This is a genomic window from Lapidilactobacillus salsurivasis (assembly GCF_054785215.1).
This window is the reverse complement of sequence record NZ_BAAABI010000004.1, coordinates 58,173-76,133: the sequence shown is the minus strand read 5'-3', so window position 1 is coordinate 76,133 and position 17,961 is coordinate 58,173. Positions and strand designations below refer to the sequence as shown.

At 50.2% G+C, this 17,961-nt stretch carries 12 protein-coding genes and 1 tRNA gene; 1 reads left to right on the top strand and 12 read right to left on the bottom strand.

Annotated elements, in window-relative coordinates; all coding sequences use genetic code 11:
* The first annotated feature begins 29 nt into the window (after positions 1–29).
* Positions 30–956: an AraC family transcriptional regulator gene (locus ACYVSB_RS06195; RefSeq protein ID WP_461218782.1), complete on the top strand. Its 927-nt coding sequence runs from the start codon at positions 30–32 to the stop codon at positions 954–956.
* A gap of 141 nt (positions 957–1,097) precedes the next feature.
* Here the strand turns inward: ACYVSB_RS06195 and ACYVSB_RS06190 are convergent.
* The 12 genes from ACYVSB_RS06190 to ACYVSB_RS06135 all read right to left on the bottom strand — a co-directional run bounded on the left by ACYVSB_RS06190 (position 1,098) and on the right by ACYVSB_RS06135 (position 17,951).
* Positions 1,098–1,169 (bottom strand) — tRNA-Arg (locus tag ACYVSB_RS06190).
* Between the two features lie 106 nt (positions 1,170–1,275).
* Positions 1,276–1,746, bottom strand: coding sequence for a MarR family winged helix-turn-helix transcriptional regulator (locus ACYVSB_RS06185; RefSeq protein ID WP_125601250.1), 471 nt, complete (start codon positions 1,744–1,746; stop codon positions 1,276–1,278).
* A 16-nt stretch (positions 1,747–1,762) separates the two neighbouring features.
* Complete coding sequence (whiA, locus tag ACYVSB_RS06180) at positions 1,763–2,710, bottom strand: DNA-binding protein WhiA (RefSeq protein ID WP_125601252.1); 948 nt, start codon at positions 2,708–2,710, stop codon at positions 1,763–1,765.
* A gap of 129 nt (positions 2,711–2,839) precedes the next feature.
* On the bottom strand, positions 2,840–3,853 hold the full coding sequence (locus ACYVSB_RS06175; RefSeq protein WP_125601255.1) for a gluconeogenesis factor YvcK family protein: 1,014 nt from the start codon (positions 3,851–3,853) through the stop codon (positions 2,840–2,842).
* Complete coding sequence (gene rapZ, locus ACYVSB_RS06170; RefSeq protein WP_461218781.1) at positions 3,850–4,740, bottom strand: RNase adapter RapZ; 891 nt, start codon at positions 4,738–4,740, stop codon at positions 3,850–3,852. Before rapZ ends, ACYVSB_RS06175 begins: the two co-directional genes overlap by 4 nt.
* A gap of 64 nt (positions 4,741–4,804) precedes the next feature.
* A complete protein-coding gene (locus ACYVSB_RS06165) occupies positions 4,805–5,344 on the bottom strand; it encodes an HdeD family acid-resistance protein (RefSeq protein WP_461218780.1) in 540 nt (179 codons plus the stop codon).
* Between the two features lie 559 nt (positions 5,345–5,903).
* The gene (gene uvrA / locus ACYVSB_RS06160; protein WP_461218779.1) at positions 5,904–8,774 is read right to left on the bottom strand and encodes an excinuclease ABC subunit UvrA; all 2,871 of its coding nucleotides are present in this window, start codon (positions 8,772–8,774) and stop codon (positions 5,904–5,906) included.
* A gap of 2 nt (positions 8,775–8,776) precedes the next feature.
* Positions 8,777–10,780, bottom strand: coding sequence for an excinuclease ABC subunit UvrB (gene uvrB / locus ACYVSB_RS06155; RefSeq protein WP_461218778.1), 2,004 nt, complete (start codon positions 10,778–10,780; stop codon positions 8,777–8,779).
* 215 nt (positions 10,781–10,995) lie between these two features.
* Entirely contained in the window at positions 10,996–11,634 is a 639-nt protein-coding gene (locus tag ACYVSB_RS06150) for a YfbR-like 5'-deoxynucleotidase (protein WP_461218912.1), read from the bottom strand.
* A gap of 1,280 nt (positions 11,635–12,914) precedes the next feature.
* Complete coding sequence (locus ACYVSB_RS06145; protein WP_461218777.1) at positions 12,915–14,636, bottom strand: phospho-sugar mutase; 1,722 nt, start codon at positions 14,634–14,636, stop codon at positions 12,915–12,917.
* 323 nt (positions 14,637–14,959) lie between these two features.
* The gene (locus tag ACYVSB_RS06140) at positions 14,960–16,270 is read right to left on the bottom strand and encodes an NCS2 family permease (RefSeq protein WP_461218776.1); all 1,311 of its coding nucleotides are present in this window, start codon (positions 16,268–16,270) and stop codon (positions 14,960–14,962) included.
* 274 nt (positions 16,271–16,544) lie between these two features.
* The gene (locus tag ACYVSB_RS06135; RefSeq protein WP_461218775.1) at positions 16,545–17,951 is read right to left on the bottom strand and encodes an MFS transporter; all 1,407 of its coding nucleotides are present in this window, start codon (positions 17,949–17,951) and stop codon (positions 16,545–16,547) included.
* Positions 17,952–17,961 lie beyond the last annotated feature (10 nt).

Genomic DNA, 17,961 nt, shown 5'->3' with positions numbered 1-17,961 from the left:
CAAATAAGTCAGGCAACGAGGTCTTACAGATGGCATGTTCATTTCAGGAATTAACAGTGCGGTTCGAACTGGCGGGACATCAATTTCAAATCATCAATTTGCTAGATGGCGTTATTCAGCAGGTCATCCCCAGTCATCATCACGGCCGGACCAGTTATGAGATCCACTATATCGCTAGTGGTTACGGCGCGGTGCTGATTTCGGGGCAGAAACACGCCCTGGGACCCGGCAGTCTCTACATGACCGGACCCGGCGTGGACCACGCCCAACTGCCGGCGGCGACCCAGCCAATGCGGGAATTATGCGTTTATTTGAAAACCGCTGACCAGCCAACCGCCCACATGGCAACCCCGCCGCCACAAACCATGGCCGCCAATCTGGAAGAGTTCTTGACCACGACTTGCTGGATTGGGCGGGACCAGCAAGGACTGGACCGCCTTTTCAAGGAAATTTTTCAAGAGATGGCCCAGCAACAAAGTGGGTTTCAAATTACGTTAAGCGCCTTGTTCCAGCAACTGATCGTCAAAATGTTACGCAACTACCAAGGCCGTCCGCGTCTAGAACACCCGCAAGCGCGGCTGGTGCCCGCGGACCAGATCGCTTTGACCATTGAAAGTTACTTTCTCTACGACTATCAACAAGCCAGTCTAACTGACTTGGCCCGCCAAATCGACAGCAGTCCGCGGCAAACCGAACGCTGGCTGCAACGACTTTATGGTCAAACCTTCCGTGAGAAGAAAGCCGAGGCCCGCATGTCCGCGGCGGCCATGCTGCTTAACGAAAGCGCCACTAGCATTTCCACGATCGGCGCCGCGGTCGGCTTTACCTCGTTGGAGCACTTCTCCCACGCCTTCAAGAATTATTATGGTCAAAGCCCCCGCGCCTTCCGGCAAGGCGCAAGCATGCCACCCAGCGGCGCGGGGCATTGCAAAACCGCGCTTAGCAATCATCGTTAGCGAATCCAAAAATAGCCGCCAACTTTCTGAAGAAAGTCAGCGGCTATTTTCATGATTTGTAAAATCGTTCAAAATTTTACGACACGACCACAACAAGGGCGCGATGATAGTGCCATTGTTAATCGTGATTTGAAGCATTTATGGGCCCCCTGGGAGTCGAACCCAGATTTCAAGAACCGGAATCTTACGTGCGATCCATTACACTAAGGGCCCAAGCAACACTGAATATTTTACCTAAAACTCAGGCAAATAGCAAGTGTTTTCTTAAAGTAATTTAATCATGGCCTTTGCTTGCGGATCAGGGCCAATTGCAAGGCGCTTAATCAGCGACTGATTTCTCTTGGTCACTCAACGCGGTGGTGGCCTGTTCGACACGATCATACAGGCTGGCCGCGTCGGTCATCATCCGTTGATAATCCGCGACTGGCAGCGCCAACGTTTCCGCGCAGCCCTGGACATGGCTGAACAGCGCGTCCTTGGCCGCTTGGGCCCGGGGCGTGAGAACGATATCCAAACGGCGCTCATCTAACGCATTGCGTTGCCGCTGGATCCAATCATCCTTCTCCAACCGGCGCAGCAAGGGCGTCAAGGTTCCCGAATCCAGGCCGACATTTTGGCCCAGTTCTTTCACTGACAGCGTGCCTTGCTCGTAAAGGACCAGCAAGACGATATATTGCGCGTAAGTCAGCTTGAAGGGGGCTAAAGCTTGCGCGTAAAAACGATTGAACGCTTTGTGGGTGCGATAAAATTCAAAACACAATTGTTGACTTAGTAAAATTGGCTCAGTCATCACAATTAACTCCCTTCTAACTAATAATGCGAGCTTGCATTCCTTCCGCCAGCTCATTCAACTTGCGCAGCCGATGGTTGATCCCGGATTTGGAGATCCCCCCGCCTGGAACCATTTGGCCTAACTCACCTAATGTGGTTTCCGGATAAGCCAGCCGTAATTCAGCGATTTCCCGGAGCTTCGGTGGGATATTTTCCAAGCCGACCGCGGTCTGTAAATACTTGATATTTTCGATCTGGCGAGTGGCGGCGTCAATTGTTTTATTCATATTGGCGTTCTCGCAATTGACCAGCCGATTGACCGAATTCCGCATATCCCGTACGATCCGAATATCCTCGAATTTGAGCATCGCGTTGGTCGCCCCGATGACTTGCAAGAAATCAGCGATCCGTTCGGCCTCTTTCAAATAACTAATGTAGCCACTCCGCCGCTCGGTGGTTTTCGCATGGAGCTGGAAGCGATTCATCAATTGCAGAATATCCTGGTTATGATCTTCATATAATGAATAGATTTCCAAATGATAACGACTGGTTTCCGGATTATTGACACTACCCCCAGCTAGAAACGCGCCGCGTAAGTACGACCGGCCCAGTTGCTCATCTGCCAAGATCCAATCAGGGACCTTGGTCAAAATCGCCATTTGTTCCGGCGCTAAAATTTGCAGATCGCGCAAAATGGGTTGGGTGTTTTTCGCCACTCGGACAATATATTGGTTATTCTTCTTTAATTTCATTTTCCGGCGCACCAGCAATTCCGCTTCCACCGTATAGGTCTGCTTCAACAAAGAATAGATCCGTCGCGCCGTCGCCGGGTTCTCCGTTTGCACATTCAAAACGAACTGATGATGGGCGATCGCCAAAGAACCGTTCATGCGCAAAAGGGCCGCTAATTCGGCCCGCGCATGGGCTGGATGGACTTCTAACTGGGTCAACTCTTTCTTGACCTCACTGGCATAAGATGCCATGGACTCACCTGCATTCTTACTTGATCATTAAAGCTTGGTCAGCGCTGATTGCAGCGTCCTGTTACTTTAACTGAGTATTGATAATTTTGGTACGCTTGCTCTTCGGGCTGGTCAGGGCCACAGGGGCACCTAATGACTTTGAAAAGCGCGATTTAGAATCTCCCGGGCCACTTTATCCCCATCGTGGAAAACACCGCGATCGTGCAATGATAGGAAATCATTGGAGATCACGCGATCACACTGGGATCGCAAACCGGCGAAATCGTGACCGACTGGCAATAAATATTCATCATACTTTTGATAGTCCAGATAATTGGCGGGCACCGGTTCGCTATTGACCAAGACGGTATTGACCCGTTTGGCGCCTAGATGCTGATTGATCACCGCCACATGATCCGCGTCGGAGAAATGTTCCGTTTCACCCTTTTGCGTCATGATGTTACAGATGTAGATCACCTCCGCCGAACACTGAAGTAAGGCCTCGCTCAGGTTCCGCACCATCAAGTTAGGTAGAATACTGGTAAACAAACTCCCGGGGCCCAAGACGATCACATCGGCATCTTGGATCGCCGCGATGACCTGGGGCACGGCTTCAGGCTCTTTCGCTTGATCATTGGTGTCCGTCACCCAAACCCGCTTGATCTGCTTGCGCTGGCCTGAAATCTCGGTTTCACCAGCAACAACGGTCCCATCAAGAAATTCCGCGTTTAGGGTCAGCGGATCATTGGCCACTGGGAATACATGTCCATCCACCTGCATCATTTGCGACAATTTTTGGACCGCGTCGAAAATATTGTGATCCATTTCGGTGAGCGCGGCGATGATCAAATTGCCGATCGCATGGCCGGCGAAGAAGGAATCCTGACTTTCAAAGCGATATTGGAAAATATCCAAATAAGCCGGTGACATATCCGACAAAGAAACCAACACATTACGAATATCACCAGGCGGCACCACGTTGATATAATCGCGAATAATGCCGGAGGAGCCGCCATCATCAGCGACCGTCACGATCGCCGTGATATCGGCGTTTTGTAAATGTAAACTCTTTAAGATCACCGGTAGGCCGGTGCCGCCACCGATTACGACCACCTTAGGCCGGCGTCCTTTAATGACACGGACAATTCGATTACTCCGACTCATGAGCGATTCACCGTCTCTTTTCGTTTGGTCAGATCACGATGGGTGATGTCAACCGGGTAATCCGCCTGCAAATCCGCACCGATCCGCTGTGCCAGCGCCACCGAGCGATGCTGACCACCGGTACAACCGATGGCGATCGTCAGCGACGTTTTCCCTTCTTTGACATAACCCGGCAAGGCTGTTTCCAGCATCGCCATGAACTGCCGATAAAACACATTCGTGGCCGGCTGTTGATTGACATAGGCCGCCACCGCTGGATCCAAGCCGGTTTTTCGCTTAAGTTCCGGCACGTAATACGGATTGGGTAGGAAGCGAACGTCCATTACAATATCAGCGTCGATCGGCAGCCCGTACTTGAAGCCAAAGGACATCACCTCAATATGGAAAGTGGGCAAGCCACTGGCCTTGAATTGCTTGAAGATCGCTTCCCGCAACTGTCGCGGCGTTAAATCAGTGGTATCAATGATTGTTTGCGCCCGATTACGCATCTCTTGTAATAAGGTCCGCTCTTTCGAAATGCCATCTAATAAACGGCCTTCCATCGCCAGTGGATGGGATCGGCGCGTTTCCTTATAGCGACTGACCAATTCCTCGTCTGAAGCGTCAAGAAACAGAATCCGCGTGCTCACCACATGGCTTTCATCCAAGTCGGTCAACATCGTAATGATTTCATCATAAAACGACCGGGCCCGCAAATCCACGACTAACGCCACTTTAGATATTTGCCCCGTTTGCCGCACCAGTTCCCAGAATTTCGGCAACAAACTAGGCGGCATATTATCTACGCAAAAATAGCCCAGATCCTCGAAAGACTGGACCGCTACGGTTTTACCAGCACCGCTCATCCCGGTAATGATCACGAGTTGCAATGAATCTGTTTTTGCCATCAGCACACATCCCTTTACTCATCATAGTATAACATACCGGGCGTTTCTTATTCTAGTTCAAGTCTTAGCCGCGATGGGCAATCGCCACGATCACGTTGTTGATCCCGAAAATCACGAAATAAAACGCCAGCAACGTGGTCAACGTCAATAAAGATGACAGCGGATTAAAGATCAACATCAAGGCCACCACCACGCTAAGGATTTCTAAGATCAGCGCCGCCCAGAAATAACCACGGCCGAAACTTCGCAAATGACTGACCACAACGAGGCCGATCAATGAGTCGATCAAGAACCAAGTCGCGAACACATAAGCGATCACGATCGCGCCGGCGTAAATTTTAGTGATAAAGACGATCCCGATCAAGATATCCAAAATACCCGCGATCAGCACGAAAACACTGGCCCCACTGAGATAATCCCGATAATGGAAGAAGTTCCCGATCCAAGAAATCCCCTGCACGATCGCCATGATCCCGAACAATAACACGATACTGACGATTGAAGCTGATGGTTTCGCGAATAGGAAGAAACCCGCAATCAAATAAATAATACCGGACATAAAGGCCGGCCAATCAAAACCCCAAGATTTTTGCCGCCAGAACATAATATTCCTCCTCAATCACACTGATTTTGAAACGTGTTCCCCACCCCAGTGCTTTCCGCTTAGCTACGCGATTGTTCTGGAAGCATGGTGCAGCTTCCAAAACAATTGCTAGGCTAATACTCAAGCACTACCCGGGGTGGCTCGCACTCTAATTTTGAAACGTGTTCCCCACCCCAGCGCTTTCCGCTTAGCTACGCCATCGTTCCGGAAGCATGGTGCGGCTTCCAAAACAATGGCTAGGCTAATGCTCAAGCGCTACCCGGGGTGGCTCGCACTCTGAATCAAAAAAATATAGCTAGTTTTAGGATAGCAGTTTGACTGAACATGTCAACCAGAAATCACGTTGATCATAACGCCCTGATCAGTTTCAAAAAAGCTCTCGCCAAATTGACGAGAGCTCGTGCGGATGGCATATGCTTGCCATCGATAGATTTGATTATTTGAGGTGCCCAGCGCTTATTCCTGCATGGTTCTGGTAACCCTTGCCGCCAGGACAGCGTCTTTTACACTGCCACCGCCGCATTTAAAACCGCTGTAAATTGAAGCTGCTTGCAAAATACTAGCGTTTAGTTTTGGTTTTCGCCTCGCTGGCCAGCGTTCGTTCCCGATCTCGTTGCAACACTGGCGCCAAATACTGACCTGTGTAGCTTTCCGCTACTTGGGCGACTGCTTCAGGGGTCCCGGTCGCGACGATTGTCCCCCCGCCTTCACCGCCTTCAGGGCCGAGATCAACCAGATAGTCAGCGGATTTGATGATATCCAAATTATGTTCAATGATCAAAACCGTATTGCCATCATCGACCAAGCGATTCAAAACTTCCAATAAACGCTTGATATCATCTGAGTGCAACCCCGTGGTCGGCTCATCTAAGATATACAAGTTATGACCTGGCGATTGTTTGTGTAGCTCAGAAGCCAGTTTCATCCGTTGAGCCTCACCACCAGACAAAGTAGTGGCTGGCTGACCTAGTTGGACGTAGCCAAGTCCCACATCCACGATCGTCTGCAATTTGCGGCGGATCTTGGGAATCGCGCTGAAGAAGTCCAGCGCTTCAGCGACAGTCATGTTTAAAATCTCAGCGATATTTTTGCCTTTATAAGTGACTTCCAGCGTCTCGGAATTGTAACGTTGCCCGTGACAAACCTCGCAAGGAACGTAAACATCGGGCAAGAAGTTCATCTCGATTTTGATAATGCCATCGCCCTTGCAAGCTTCACAGCGACCACCTTTGACGTTAAAGCTGAAACGCCCCTTCTTATAGCCGCGCAGCTTAGCCTCATTGGTTTGAGCGAACAGATCGCGCATATTATCAAATACTCCGGTATAAGTCGCCGGATTGCTCCGTGGCGTCCGTCCAATCGGGCTTTGGTCAATATCGATCAGGCGATCAATATTCTTGTATCCCAACAAACCGGCGTATTTGCCCGGTTTGGTAGAATTGCGATTCAGTTTCTGTGCCAAGGCCCGTTTCAAAATCAGATTGACCAAGGTTGACTTGCCCGATCCAGAAACGCCAGTCACCACGATAAACTTACCCAAAGGAAAATCAACATCGATTTGCTTCAAGTTATTCGCCGCCGCGCCTTGGACGGTGATTTTCTTACCATTGCCGGGACGACGCGTCAAAGGTAACGGAATAAATTCCTTGCCAGACAAGTAGCGTCCGGTCAACGACTTGGCATTCCGCGCGACTTGCGCAGGCGTCCCCGCCGCCATCACGCGGCCGCCTTGCTCGCCGGCGCCAGGGCCGATATCGATCAAGTAATCAGCGGCGCGCATGGTGTCTTCATCGTGTTCGACCACAATCAGGGTATTGCCTAAATCACGCATTTTCTTCAATGACGCAATCAGCCGATCGTTATCCCGTTGATGCAAACCGATCGAAGGTTCATCCAGGATATACATGACGCCAGACAAATTAGACCCGATTTGGGTGGCCAAGCGAATCCGTTGGGCCTCCCCACCGGACAAGGTGCCCGCCGCCCGTGACAAAGTCAAATAATCCAAACCCACATTTTGCAAGAAGGTCAAACGATCTTCAACTTCTTTGAGAATTGGTTTGGCGATGGTCCGCTTTTGTTCTGACAAAGTCAAGCCGTCAAAAAACGGCAGCGCGTGCTTGACAGCGAATTCGGAAACCTCCGCGATATCCTTGCCCGCCACTTTGACAGCCAAAGCTTGCGGGTTAAGACGGGCGCCATGGCAAGTTTCGCAGGTCAACTCGGTCATATATTGGCGCATGACTTGGCGGGTAAAGTCGCTACTAGTATCGTTATAACGCCGTTTTACATTGGGAATGACCCCTTCGAAAACGGTATCCACATCACGAACACCGCCGAAATCATTTTCATAATGGAAATGGAAGGTTTGCTCGCCAGAACCATACAAAACCAGCTTGCGTTGCCGCTCGGTCAGCTTATTGAATGGCTTATCTAAATTAATACGAAAAGACTTGCTAGCCTGTTCCAATAGTTCCGGATAATACTGGGAGCTGATCGGATTCCACGGCGCCAAAGCCCCCTGGCGCAAGGTTAAACTGGGGTCAGGAACGACTAGATCCAAATCGACTTCCAATTTGACCCCAAGGCCATCACAATCCGGACAAGCCCCAAACGGCGCGTTGAAGGAGAACAGCCGCGGTTCCATTTCGCCGACCGTGAACCCACAGATCGGGCAAGCGTAATGTTCGGAAAAAACCAACATTTCGCCGCCGATCACATCCACATTGGCATAGCCTTCAGACAAGCGCAAAGCCGCCTCTAAGGAATCAAATAAGCGCGAACGGATCCCATTCTTAACGACTAACCGATCGACAACAATGTCGATATCATGTTTCTTGTTCTTGTCCAGCTCAAATTCATCGCTGATCTCGTGCAATTCGCCATCAACACGCATCCGGACGTAACCTTCGCGCTTGATCATGTCAAAGGCTTTCTTATGTTGGCCTTTCTTCTGACGGACGATCGGTGAGAAAATCTGTACCTTCGTTCGCTCAGGCAACTGGAGCACCCGATCGACCATTTGATCCACCGACTGACTAGAAATCACGGTGCCATCATTGGGACAGATTGGTGTTCCCACCCGCGCCCACAGGAGTCGCAGATAATCGTTGATCTCGGTGACCGTCCCCACGGTTGAGCGGGGATTCTTCGAAGTTGTCTTCTGATCGATGGAAATCGCGGGACTAAGCCCGTCAATGCTATCCACATCTGGCTTGTCCATTTGGCCCAGGAATTGCCGCGCGTATGCGGACAAACTCTCCACATAGCGCCGCTGCCCTTCCGCATAAAGGGTGTCAAACGCCAACGAACTCTTACCGGAGCCTGACAAGCCGGTGACAACGACTAATTTATCCCGTGGGATGGTTACATCAATATTCTTTAAGTTGTGGGCGCGCGCGCCATGGATCACAATCTTATCATTCGCCAAAATTAATCCACCTCAGTCTTCAATTCCATGATCATATCGCGTAAATTCGCCGCGTTTTCGAAGTCTAATTCTTTAGCGGCCTGTTGCATTTGTTGGGTCAAGCTGGCCACCAGGTCCTTCTTCTCGGCCTTACTCATCTCATCAACGTTAAGCTCCGCCGCGGTTTCCGCCACTTGTTCATCGCCCACCGATTTCGTCGCGGTAATCGCGTCACGAATCGGCTTGATGATCGTCGTCGGCGTCACATGGTGCACTTCGTTGAATTTCTCTTGGATCTCGCGGCGCCGGTTAGTTTCTCGAATGGCCACATCCATTGAATCAGTCATTTTGTCAGCGTACATGATGACTTGCCCATGAACGTTCCGCGCCGCACGACCGATTGTCTGGATCAACGGACGTTCGGAGCGTAAGAAGCCTTCCTTATCCGCGTCCAAAATCGCGACCAAAGACACTTCCGGCACATCGATTCCTTCACGCAAGAGGTTGATCCCCACCAAAACATCAAATTTACCTAAGCGCAGATCCCGAATGATCTGGGTCCGCTCCAAGGTCTTGATGTCACTATGCAGATACTTGACCTTGATTCCCAAATCCTTTAAGTAATCCGTTAGATCCTCGGCCATTTTTTTCGTCAGGGTGGTGACAAAGACCCGTTCATGTTGCTCGGTACGTTGATTGATCTCGCCCACCAAGTCATCGATCTGGCCCATGATCGGTCGCACTTCCACCTTCGGATCCAACAAGCCCGTTGGCCGAATCACTTGCTCGACCACATCATTGGTCGCCGCCAATTCATAAGGACCCGGTGTCGCCGAAACGTACATGATCTGGTGGACGTGCTGCTCGAATTCAGCCAAGGTCAGCGGCCGGTTATCCAGCGCGCTAGGCAAGCGAAAACCATAATCCACTAACATTTGCTTCCGCGCCCGGTCCCCATTGTACATCCCGCGAATCTGCGGCATGGTCACATGCGACTCATCGATCATAATGTTGAAATCAGGTGGGAAGAAGTCCAACAACGTAAAGGGTGGCTCGCCTTCCGCCCGCCCTTCCATATGACGAGAATAGTTTTCGATTCCAGAAGTGTAGCCCATTTCCTGCATCATTTCGATATCGTAAGTGGTCCGCTGCTCCAAACGTTGCGCTTCTAACAACTTATTCTGCCCCCGCAGCTCGACCAGCCGTTGATCCAACTCTTTTTGGATCCGGGCGATGGCTTCCGTCATCTGCACATCATTGGTCATAAAGTGCGTCGCCGGGAAAATCGAGACCTGTTCCCGTTCGCCAATGACTTCGCCGGTCAGCGCGTCGACTTCCACGATCCGATCGATCTCATCGCCGAAGAATTCAACGCGTAACGCGTGGTCATCCCGTGAAGCTGGGAAGATCTCGACCACATCGCCCCTAACCCGGAAGCGGCCCCGCTGAAAATCAATATCATTGCGATCAAACTGCAAACCGACAAGCTGACGCAATAAGTCATTGCGCTCAACGGTCATGCCTTCCCGCAATGAGAGCACACTATCCCGATATTCCCGAGGATCACCTAAACCGAAAATACACGAAACCGAGGCGACCACCACCACATCGTTCCGTTCCAACAATGCGCTGGTCGCCGAGTGCCGCAACTTATCGATCTCATCATTGATCGAGGAGTCTTTTTCGATGTAAGTATCACTGGAGGGCACGTACGCCTCAGGTTGATAATAATCATAATAACTGACGAAATATTCCACCCGGTTGTGGGGGAAGAACTCCTTGAACTCACCATAGAGCTGCCCTGCCAAGGTCTTATTATGGGAGATGATCAGCGTGGGCTTGTTCAACTTGGCGATCACATTCGCCATTGTGAACGTCTTCCCCGTCCCCGTAGCGCCTTGCAGCACCTGAGCCTTCTCACCCTGTTCAAAGCCTTGGATCAATTGCTTGATCGCCTGACCCTGATCGCCGGCAGGTGAATATTTTGAAACCAATTCGAATTGATGATCTGTCTCGCGTTTTAACAAATTTTGACCCCCAAACACATCCGAACATAAAAGCCCTTGATGCCAGACTGGCCATGAAGGGCTTTACGATCAACAATAAACTCAATCACACAGGTCGCCGCTTTCCAACAATCAGGCTAGAAATCAAGCGACCTTGACTATGTTTCAGTGTACCACACCGAACATATTTTCGCTATCTTTTTGCTAGTTTTCCGCCGAACTGATTCGCGAAGAAATCAGAGATCAGCGGGCATTAATTCTCGGGTCACTCGAATCAAACGTTCCCGATCCGCAAACTCTTCCTGGAGCAGTTCAGGCAAGACTTCCTTCAAGAAATATTGCACCGAAGGCCGTTCGCGGAACAATAAAATCGTCGTCAGACTCTCGCGGAAAATATCCAAAAAAACAGATTGGGGATTGCCCTTCTCGATTTCGCCAAAAGACTCGTACAGCAAGTCAACTTTATCGGCGATCGATAGGATCTGGCCTTCCAGCGTTTCATCCTTGCCTTCAGCCAAGCGGCGCGCATAACGATCCTGCAAAAATTCCGGCACTTCATTTTTGATAAAGTTTTGCGTCATTCGCGCTTCAACTTCGGCCAACTGATGGCGCAATTCCGGTGTCGCGTACTTGACAGGCGTCTTGATGTCACCAATAAAGCGCTCCGTGTAATCATGATTGAGCGCCTTTTCGTACAGTCGCTGCCAGTCCACTTTAGCGCCGTGGATTTCTTCAATGTCGCCTAACATTTGGGCGATTTCCGCGACCTTGAATGAATGAGCCGCCACCGTGTGCTCCTGATATTTGAAAAAGCCTGGCGCCCGATTCAGTGTTTCCAAATTACTCAATCCTTGTAGATAAGCGTGCATGCCCATGAGTTGGCCTCCATCCATTGCTGGTATCTTGATCTAAAATTTTATCTATTCTAGCACAAGATATGGTAGCGCGCAACCGAATCGGGTCCATCATCCCGATTGTGGCGAAAGTCAGACAGCGATTCGATCGTCGAACTACGAAAAAAGTCTGGTCTGACTGATCGGTTTAGGTAGCGGACTTGCTTGCCACGGGGCGCATCACTTATTTCAAGTCAAGCATGCCCATTCCAAGCATACCTATTTAATGATCGCTTCGAATAACGCCGGTCGAAGCATACGGCTTGACCGCGTTAGCGCTGATCCCAGCTATTTACAATGGCGGTACGACTTCCCAGATACCATCTTCAGGTATTTCAAAAATCATTGTGTTCAACCTTCTTTCCCTTGAATAGATTTGGTATAGTTATTAAATAATTCACTAAAAAAGATGAATGCGGGTGAATAGACAATGATAAAGAAACAGTTATTCAGGAGAATCGCAGAGACTATCCTGATGATTATCTTATACTATCTTGTTTTCAACTACCATTTAGGAAAGCCTGTCCAGATTCTACTTGGTTTGGTCATGATCGCTATTATTTGGCTTCCAGATAGTCTTGTAAAACGAATGAAAGAGTAGTTGCCTGATTGTTCCAAAATCATCAAAGTCAGGCTCTTCTCCGGCTCATCTCTCATCGGCATCGCAAACGTTCGCTACCACTTTAGGCTGTGTTATTCCTACTCATACTGATTGTTAAACTGACCGATGATGGAACGCATTCTAACATTTTGGGAGGTCGATCTGGTATCACCTTTTTATCCACCTGCATAGCGGGTGGTTTTTTTATTTCGTCGGCTCAACTGAACCCGGCCACACAAGCAAAAGCACTTTATTAAATATTCCGCCCAGTTTGCAGATAGGCTCAAACTTGCCCAGCAACCGCCTCAGGGCGTGTGGCTCAGCAGTGAGATTTGTCTTAGTGATTTATCACTTAGACAAAGACCTGATTTTGAGACAAGCCGCGCCCTTTGCGGATTGGCTCAAAACAGCGTCCACTGCGTTCCAGCCACGACAAACGCCCTGAGGCGGTTGCGTCACCATCAAACCCCAGCCACATCTGCAAGCAGGCAATGCAGCAAATACAGAAGCCGCACTTTTCAAATCGGCTCAAAACAGCGTCCACTACGTTCCAGCCACGACAAACGTCCTGAGGCGGTTGCGTCTACATCCAAACCCAATTAAATCTGCAAGCCCAACAACAAAAAAATCCTCAAGCCAACTCGACTTGAGGATGAAAACATTATTGTAAACGGGGACTCAACGCTGCTTGATAGCGATCAAGTTTTTGCAGACCAGCCGCTTCACTGTCGGCAACGACGCCGAAATACAACTTGATCTTCGGTTCGGTCCCGGATGGACGAACCGCGATCCAAGTTTCATCTGCTAAATAGTATTTCAAAACATTAGCTTTTGGTAAAGCCAGTTTGCTGATCGTGCCATCTGCCAAGGTTGCGGTTTGCGCTTGGTAATCTTCCACGCGCGTGACAGCGACGTCAGCGACTGTGCTAACTGGGTTCTGCCGAAATTCGGTCATGACTTGGGCCATTTTCTCTTGGCCAGCTAGTCCTTCGAAATCAAAGGAAACGGTCCGTTCTTGGAAATGCCCAAATTCGCGATAGAGACTTTGCAGACCGTCATACATAGTCAAGCCTTTTTCCCGATAATAAGCGGCCACTTCCGCTAAGAGGACCGCGGCTTGCATGGCGTCTTTGTCACGAACGAAGGATTTGACCAAATAGCCATAACTTTCCTCAAAGCCGAAGAGGAAGTGGCCTTGGCCGCTAACTTCCATTTGTTCGATCTGCTCGCCGATATATTTAAAACCGGTCAAAACGTTGCGAGTCTCGATATTATAGTGAGCGGCGACTTTAGCTGGAAATTCGCTGGAAACGATCGATTTGACGATCACCCCGTCAGCGGGCAACTTGCCTTGGGCCTGATAAGCTTCCAAAAGATAGTTGACCATCAAGGCGGCGATTTGATTACCCGTCAATAAATGATAGTCGCCATTTGGTTGCCGCACTGCCGCGCCTAACCGATCCGCGTCAGGATCCGTGGCAATCAAGAGATCCGCCCCGGTTTTCTTGCCGAGGGCCTCAGCCAATTCGAAGGCCTGAGGAAATTCCGGATTCGGGAACGGTGTCGTCGAAAATTCAGGGTCAAGGATCGCCTGTTCAGGAACGACCTGGATCTTGGTCAGGCCTGCTTGGCGGAAAACCCGCTCATAGAGCATTTTCCCGGTGCCATGGAGCGGCGAATAAACCAGCGTGAAGTCAGCGGCAACTTTCTTGATCAGTTCAGGTTGGACCGTGACGGTGGCTAATTGCGCCAAGTAGGCTTGGTCCACGTCTTCACCAATCAATTGCAGCAAATGAGCGTCACGTAATTCGTTCTGGCGCAAGGACTTGATCTGGAAAAGGTCGGTCACTTTCTCGATATAAGCGACAATTTGCCCCACTTCTTCCGGTGGCATTTGCCCACCATCAGGCCCGTAAATTTTATAACCATTGTATTGCTTTGGATTGTGGCTAGCCGTAATCATGATGCCAGCATAAGTGTGCAAGTGACGAACAGCAAAAGAAAGTTCTGGCGTTGGCCGCAGCGAATCAAAGACATAACTCTTGATGCCGTGGGCGCCTAAGACACCTGCCGCCACAAAAGCGAACGCTTGCGAATGATAGCGTGAATCGTAACTGATCGCCACGCCGGCCGCTTTTTGTTCAGCTGAAAGTTGGTCCATAAAGCAAGCTAGCCCTTCAGTCGCCTGTTGAACGGTGTAAATATTCAAGGCGTTGATGCCAGGACCCATCACACCACGCATGCCTGCCGTACCGAACTCCAAGGGCTGAGTAAACGCCTCTTGTAACGCCGCTTCATCGTGAGCCATCGCGGTTAGATCTTGCCGCAGATCAGTGGTTAGATCTGCCTTTTGCCAAAGTTGATAATTATCCTGCCAACTCATCAAAAAACCACCTTTCATTACTGGTTCCATTATACCTGATTCCCTGTTACTGAACAGCCTTCAGCGGGAAAATTCCGCCTTTTTATTGGTCTAGATCAATTAAAAAAGCCCCGCCCGTTTGGACGAAGCTGATGCTCTGAAGCTACGCAGGTCGATGCTAAAACGCTCAAGGTCAAACCGTTGCGTTCCGCACTCTATCAAAACGTGCTGCGGGGTGCAGACCGCTGCGCCTTAAAGTATCTGCTTGCCCAATCCGCTTCGCGGCTTAGTCAATCAGATAAATTAATGCTCACGGTCTAATCGCACCTCTCCGCACTCTGTTCTCAAATATTTAGGATCCAAAGGAAGCCGATAAAGATGACGGCCAATCCGTACATGACGCCGGAGACTTCCTTGCCGCGTTTGGCCGCGATCATCATGATGGGATAGGTGATCATTCCTAGGGCCATTCCGTCTGAAATCGAGTAGGTCAGCGGCATGCCGATCAGGATCAGAAAGGCGGGCACCGCGATCTCTAGCTTGGACCAGTCGATGTGCGCCAAGTTGGCCGCCATCAAGACGCCCACAATAATCAGGGCTGGCGCGGTTACTTGGCTGGTGACCACGGCCAACAATGGCGAGAAGAACATCCCCAAGATGAAGAAAATTCCGGCGCTGATCGCGGTGACCCCTGACCGACCGCCAACCGCGATACCCGCGGATGATTCCACATAAGCGCCAACCGGAGAAGTCCCCAAAATTGAGCCGACAAACATGGCCGACGAATCCGCCGCCAAGGCCTTACCAACCCGCGGCATTTTGTTATTTTTCATGAAACCAGCTTGTTGCGCTAAGCCCACCAAGGTACCCGCTGTGTCGAAGAAGGTCACCAGCAGGAAGGTCAAGACCACCACCCACAATTGTAAACTATTGATCTGACCCACGTTTTTCAAGGCAACGCCGAAAGTTGGGGCCAAGCTGGGCGCTGGCGAGAGGATCCCTTTAGGCAAGGCAATCAAGCCCGTGACCATGCCCAAAGCGGAGGTCAAAACCATGCCCACGAAAATCGCGCCAGGAACCTGCCGGATCATCAGGATGACGGTGATGATCAACCCGAAAATCGTCAACCAAGTTGTTGGCGTCTGCAACGAACCTAAGCCAACTACTGTCGATTTATTGGCGACGATCAAGCCGCCATCATGCAACCCAATAAAAGCGATAAACAAGCCGATCCCGGCAGAAATCGCGAATTTCAAATCAGCGGGAATCGCGTTGATGATCTTTTCCCGTAATTTCAAGATCGTAATCAGGATGAAGATCAACGAAGCGACAAAGACGCCAGCCAAGGCTGTTTGCCAAGGCACCTTCATTCCAATCACCACGGTGTACACGAAGAACGCATTGATTCCCAGAGCCGGCGCCGAAGCAATCGGATATTTCGCAAAAATCCCCATGACCAAACAGCCAAAGGCGCTGGCCAAAGCCGTGGCGGTGAAAACCGCCCCTTTATCCATACCCGCCGCGCCTAAAACACTGGGATTGACGAATAAGATATAACACATACTAACAAAGGTGGTTAACCCTGCCAAAACCTCACGACGCCAATTGGTCTTGAGTTGATCAAACATGAAGTAATGTTCTAGTTTTGCCCGCATAATTATTTCCTCTAATCTAATGTTCGTGTTTTGCATTTTTAAAACCATCTTTTATCATAATAAACTGAAGCAGGTTTGTAAAGACAAACATTATTTATTTTCTGAGGGCTGATGATAGCGTCACTACTCATCTGCTTATGATGAACCAATGGCAAGCAAGCAAAGTTCAAACACTGGCATGGCGCCTGCAGCCACGAAAAAAAGTCGCGTCATGACCCCACTCCAGCGCTAACGCTAGCGTGTCGGGCCATGACGCGACCTTTATTGATCAAGATTAATCCGCTGATGTTTTTGTTGGTGTTTTCGATGCGCGGGTAACATAGATCATGCAAAGCAATTCAATCAAGACGAAGACCGCTTGCACAACCAGGCCTTGCTGCGAGCCGCGGGCAGTGGCCTGGCGCAAGTTGTTGGCGCCTTGTTGCGCTTGGCTAATGATTGCTGAAACAATCGCTGTCCCTAAGGCCGCCGCGAACTGCTGCATCGTCGTCATGATCGCGTTGCCGTCTGTTTGTTCGTTGGCTGGCAAGCTTTTCAGCCCAACGGTCATCACATTGCCAAAGCCAATGCCCGTCCCCAGCATGTAAACAATGTAAAACAGATTGATCAAGCTCAGTGATAAACGCTGGCCCCAAAGCGCGAAGAGAATCAACCCAACCAAAGATAAGCTCGAACCTAGGATTATCGGTTTCGCCGCGCCGACCCGATCATAGATTCGGCCACCAAAAGGCGCTAACAATGCCCCAATCGCGGCGCCAGGCAAGACAGTCAGTCCGGCGGTCAGGGCCGACTGCTGATTCACCAATTGGATATAATTCGGCACGATAAACGACAGGGCCAAAGCGGTCATTTGAAACAGGACGAACCCGACCAAATTAACGCTAAACCGGCGATTGCGGAAAACACGCAAGTCTAAAATTGGCGCCTCGATCCGGCGACTGCGCCAGATCAACCCAACCAATCCTAAGGCGGCTAACGCTAGCGACACCCAGACCTGCAGGCTCTTTAATCCAACCGCGCCCATCATGTTCGCCCCATAAATGGCGCCGCCAAAAAGGGCAACGACCGCCAACAAGCTTGGTAGATCAACTTTCTGCCGCTGAACGGCATGCTTCTGTTCCAGGCAAGTCAGCCCTAGCCCCAGTGAGATTAGCAACACCGGCACCAAAAAGAGGAAAATCGCCCGCCAACTCATTTTGGTCACCACGACACCGCCAAAAACCGGGCCGATCGCCGGCGCGATTGCGGTGATCAAGGTCCCGATCCCCATCATCATTCCCACTTTACTGGCCGGAACCTGTTCCAAAATAATATTAAACATTAAGGGCAACGCGATGCCCGTGCCTAAACCTTGAATCGCCCGGCCTAATAACAGTAGTGCAAAACTGGGCGCGAAATAATCCAGCACAATCCCACTTAGGAAGAGCAAATTAGCCACCAAGAACAACTGCTTAGCGGGAAAAGACCGTTTCAATAAGGCCGAAAAAGGCATCATGATCGCCACAATCAATAAATATAAGGTGGTCATCCATTGAACCGTCGCTGTGTTCACGCCGAAAACTTTCATTAACGTCGGAAACGTAATATTCATCGCCGTTTCCACGATCACTCCCGCAAAGGAGAGCAACCCCGTGGCAATTACCGCACCAACGACTTTAGGAGAAATTTTTTCATTTTCCATTTACTTTACC